5 protein-coding genes, 2 tRNA genes and 1 pseudogene are annotated in these 4,070 nt (G+C 70.5%); 6 read left to right on the top strand and 2 right to left on the bottom strand.

Annotated elements, in window-relative coordinates; translation table 11 throughout:
* The 4 genes from VN520_RS18765 to VN520_RS39665 all read left to right on the top strand — a co-directional run.
* The coding region (locus tag VN520_RS18765) for a phosphotransferase family protein (protein WP_325748073.1) at positions 1-533 on the top strand (533 nt) is incomplete at its 5' end.
* A 63-nt stretch (positions 534-596) separates the two neighbouring features.
* Complete coding sequence (locus tag VN520_RS18760) at positions 597-881, top strand: zf-TFIIB domain-containing protein (RefSeq protein ID WP_325748072.1); 285 nt, start codon at positions 597-599, stop codon at positions 879-881.
* 131 nt (positions 882-1,012) lie between these two features.
* A complete protein-coding gene (locus VN520_RS18755; RefSeq protein WP_325748071.1) occupies positions 1,013-2,362 on the top strand; it encodes an L-lactate MFS transporter in 1,350 nt (449 codons plus the stop codon).
* On the top strand, positions 2,343-2,459 hold the full coding sequence (locus VN520_RS39665; RefSeq protein WP_414719887.1) for an MFS transporter small subunit: 117 nt from the start codon (positions 2,343-2,345) through the stop codon (positions 2,457-2,459). The genes VN520_RS18755 and VN520_RS39665 overlap by 20 nt, the downstream gene beginning before the upstream one ends.
* 128 nt (positions 2,460-2,587) lie before the next feature.
* On the opposite strand, the gene VN520_RS18750 is transcribed toward VN520_RS39665, so the two are convergent.
* Positions 2,588-2,661, bottom strand: a tRNA-Cys gene (locus VN520_RS18750).
* A 37-nt stretch (positions 2,662-2,698) separates the two neighbouring features.
* Positions 2,699-2,771: transfer RNA gene (locus VN520_RS18745), tRNA-Gly, on the bottom strand.
* Positions 2,772-2,915: 144 nt separating this feature from the next.
* On the opposite strand from VN520_RS18745, the gene VN520_RS18740 reads away from it, so the two are divergent.
* Positions 2,916-3,968, top strand: a complete 1,053-nt coding sequence (locus VN520_RS18740; RefSeq protein ID WP_325748070.1) for a chorismate-binding protein — start codon at positions 2,916-2,918, stop codon at positions 3,966-3,968.
* Positions 3,965-4,070, top strand: a pseudogene (locus VN520_RS18735) (4-amino-4-deoxychorismate lyase); the annotation flags it as partial. The gene VN520_RS18740 and the pseudogene VN520_RS18735, both read left to right, overlap by 4 nt.

The raw sequence follows: 4,070 nt of genomic DNA, 5'->3' as shown, positions 1-4,070 counted from the left end.
CCCGAGCCGTGGCACGGATGTGCGACGCCCGCCCCGGTGACCCGGTTGTCACGCCCGTGCTCGCCGCCTGGCGCGGGCTGCTCGGCTGGGCCCGCGCCGAGCACCCGGCGCCCGGGCGCCGGGCCGGATTCCTCTGCCACGGGGACCTGCACCTCGGCCAGCTCGTGCGGCACCCCGCGCACCACGGCCCCTGGCTGCTGATCGACCTGGACGACGCGGGCCTGGGCGATCCCGCCTGGGACCTGGCGCGGCCCGCCGCCTGGTACGCGGCCGGGCTGCTGCCGCCCGGAACCTGGCTGCGGTTCCTCGACACCTACCGGGCGGCCGGCGGCCCGGCCGTGCGAGCCGAAGGGGACCCGTGGCCCGAGCTCGACGTCGTGGCGCGGGCGCTCACCGTGCAGACGGCCGCCCTCGCCCTGGCCAAGTCCGTGGCGGAGGACCGCAGTCCGGATGAGGTGGAACAGCTGATGATCGACGCATGTGTCCGAATTGCATCCCTCCCGCCCGAGTTGGTGTCCGAACGCGCGTCGTAGGGTAAGGCGATCACCACCGGGCATGCGTTCCGGTGACGTCGTCACGACTGAGGAGCCCACTCGATGATCCAGTGCCCCAAGTGTCACGCCCCGATGAACACGTACAACCGCAACGGTGTCCAGATCGAGCAGTGCAGCGGCTGCCGGGGGATATTCCTCGACTACGGCGAGCTGGAGTCCCTGACCCGTCTGGAGTCGCAGTGGGCCCAGCAGGCGCCGCCCGCGCCGCCCGCCCCGCAGGCCTACCCCGCTGCGCCGGCCCCCGCCTGGGGAGCGCCGCACCAGGGCGGACACTACGGCGGTCACCACCGTCAGAAGAGCTTCGGCCGGATGCTGTTCAGCTCCTGACCCGGCCTTCTGAGCGGGTGTTGCCGCAGGGCGGGTCCGGGCCCGGCGCCCGGGCCCGCAGCGCGTACGGCCGACGGACTTCTGTTCCATGATCTAGTCATGACCATGGCCGATGCCTAAAGTGCGGGTCCATGAACTTCCTCGACAGGTCCCGGACTGTCGCGCCCCCGGGGTGGAGCCGCTGGCTCGTACCGCCCGCCGCGCTCGCCGTGCACCTCTCCATCGGACAGGCCTACGCCTGGAGCGTGTTCAAGCCCCCGCTCGAAACCGCTCTCGGCCTCTCGGGCACCGCAAGCGCCCTCCCGTTCCAGCTGGGCATCGTCATGCTCGGCCTCTCGGCCGCCTTCGGCGGCACCCTGGTCGAGCGCAACGGCCCCCGCTGGGCGATGTCCGTCTCCCTCGTCTGCTTCTGCTCCGGTTTCCTCGTCGCCGCGCTCGGCGCCGCCACCGGCCAGTACTGGCTCGTCGTCCTCGGCTACGGCTTCATCGGCGGCATAGGCCTCGGCATCGGATACATCTCGCCGGTCTCCACCCTCATCAAGTGGTTCCCCGACCGCCCCGGCATGGCGACCGGCATCGCCATCATGGGATTCGGCGGCGGTGCGCTCATCGCCTCGCCCTGGTCCACCGGAATGCTGGAGAGCTTCGGTACGGACCGTTCCGGCATCGCCACGGCCTTCCTGCTCCACGGCGTCGTCTACGCCCTCTTCATGACGCTCGGGGTCCTCCTCGTGCGGGTACCGCCGGACGGCTGGCTCCCCGAGGGCTGGGAACCGAAGCAGGAGACCCGCAGGCTCGTCACCGACGCCCAGGTCTCCGCCCGCAACGCCCTGCGCACACCGCAGTTCTGGTGCCTGTGGGTGGTCCTCTGCACGAACGTCACCGCGGGCATCGGCATCCTCGAGAAGGCCGTGCCCATGATCCAGGACTTCTTCGCGGACACCTCCACCCCGGTCTCGGTCTCCGCCGCGGCGGGCTTCGTCGCCCTGCTCTCGCTGGCCAACATGGGCGGCCGCCTCCTGTGGTCCTCCACCTCGGACCTGATCGGCCGCAAGAACATGTACCGCGTCTACCTCGGCGTCGGCGCACTGATGTACGTGATCATCACCCAGCTGGGCAACGACTCCAAGCCGCTCTTCATCTGCTGTGCCCTCGTGATCCTGTCCTTCTACGGCGGAGGATTCGCGACCGCTCCCGCCTATCTGCGGGACCTCTTCGGCACGTACCAGGTGGGAGCCATCCACGGCCGCCTGCTGACCGCCTGGTCCACGGCGGGAGTGCTCGGCCCGCTGATCGTCAACCGGGTGGCGGACGCGGGGGAGCGTGCGGGACACAGCGGCCCCAGCCTCTACACGACCTCCCTGACCGTCATGATCGGGCTGCTGATCGTCGGCTTCGTCGCCAACGAGTGCATCCGCCCGGTCCACGCACGCTTCCACGAGGCACCGGAAGGGAGCCCCCGTGTCCACCAGCAGTCGTAAGCCGCTCATGGTGTTCGTCTGGCTCTGGGTCGCCCTGCCGTTCGCGTACGGACTCCACGAGCTCGTCCGCAAGGCGACCCAGCTCTTCACCGGCTGACCCGCACCGCCCATGACGAAGCCCCGGTCGTCGAGACGACCGGGGCTTCGGCTGGTGCGCGATACTGGGATTGAACCAGTGACCTCTTCCGTGTCAGGGAAGCGCTCTCCCGCTGAGCTAATCGTCCTTGGAGGTGGAGACGGGATTTGAACCCGTGTAGACGGCTTTGCAGGCCGTTGCCTCGCCTCTCGGCCACTCCACCAGGGGCGGGGGCTCGGGAAGATCCCCCACCTTCTGCGAGCGGACGACCAGGTTCGAACTGGCGACCTCAACCTTGGCAAGGTTGCGCTCTACCAACTGAGCTACGTCCGCTTGTCTTTCCCGGCCCGCTTGCGCGTTCCGGCGACGTGTTGAACTCTAGCGGATTCCCGGGCCAGCACAAAAACGCGTTTGCGCAGCGTGCTGCGCCACCGCCGCCCGCCGCAGGTCACCGCGTGCCGCTCTAGACTCGGTCACGTGCTCGACCTCCCCCCTCTTGCCCGCTTCGGCGGCCTCGTCGCCTCCGGGCTGCGGGACGTCACCAGCGATCCCGCAGCTCTCGAATCATCCGGCTTCTGGGCGGTGTGCGTGGACTTCGAGGGCCGTGCGGTCTGCGCCCGCTTCGCCACCGTGCGCTCCGAGGAGGTCCCCCTCCCCGTGCCCGGGGCCTGGCGGGGGCCCGGCCCGCAGGACTGGGCGTCCTCACTCGACAAGGCCGCCTACATGGCCGGCGTACGGCGGATCCGTGAACACATCGCGGCCGGTGAGGTCTACCAGGCCAACCTCTGCCGGGTGCTGTCCGCGCCGCTGCCCGGCCCGCAGGCCGACGTCGACGCCCTCACCGCCCTGCTGGCCCGCGGCAACCCGGCCCCGTACGCCGGCACGATCAGGCTCCCGGAGCACGGTGTGGAGATCGCCACCGCGTCCCCGGAACTCTTCCTCGCCCGCGACGGCCGCACCGTCGGATCCGGACCGATCAAGGGCACCGGGCGCACCGAGGACGATCTGCTGGAGAAGGACCACGCGGAGAACGTGATGATCGTGGACCTGGTCCGCAACGACCTGGGCCGTGTCTGCGTGCCCGGCAGCGTCAGCGTCCCCGACCTCTGTGCCGTGGAGAAGTACCCGGGACTCGTCCACCTCGTCTCCACCGTGCGCGGACAGCTCGCCGACGGTGCGGGGTGGCCCGAGCTGCTCACCGCGGCGTTCCCGCCGGGCTCGGTCACCGGCGCGCCCAAGTCCAGCGCGCTGCGGATCATCGAAGCCCTGGAGACGGCACCCCGCGGTCCGTACTGCGGAGCGGTCGGCTGGGTGGACGCCGACCGGGGCACCGCAGAACTGGCCGTCGGCATACGGACCTTCTGGATCGACCGCACCGGGCCCGCCCCGCTGCTGCGCTTCGGTACCGGGGCCGGCATCACCTGGGGGTCCGACCCGGCGCGCGAATGGGCGGAGACCGAGCTCAAGGCATCCAGGCTGCTCGCTGTAGCGTCGGGCGCCCACGAGGAAACAGGAAGGACCGCGTCATGAGGATCTGGGTCAACGGCGGACTGCGCGACGCCGATGACGCCCGGCTGTCCGTGCTCGACCACGGGCTGACCGTGGGGGACGGCGTCTTCGAGACGGTCCGGG

This window comes from Streptomyces sp., assembly GCF_035563135.1.
Classification (GTDB): domain Bacteria; phylum Actinomycetota; class Actinomycetes; order Streptomycetales; family Streptomycetaceae; genus Streptomyces.
This window is presented reverse-complemented; position numbering and strand designations above follow the sequence as displayed.

What these genes read in the sequence shown, in the direction of transcription:
- VN520_RS18760 (WP_325748072.1), top strand. Translation starts at nt 597, where the DNA reads ATGATCCAGTGCCCCAAGTGTCACGCCCCGATGAACACGTACAACCGC.
- VN520_RS18755 (WP_325748071.1), top strand. Translation starts at nt 1,013, where the DNA reads ATGAACTTCCTCGACAGGTCCCGGACTGTCGCGCCCCCGGGGTGGAGC.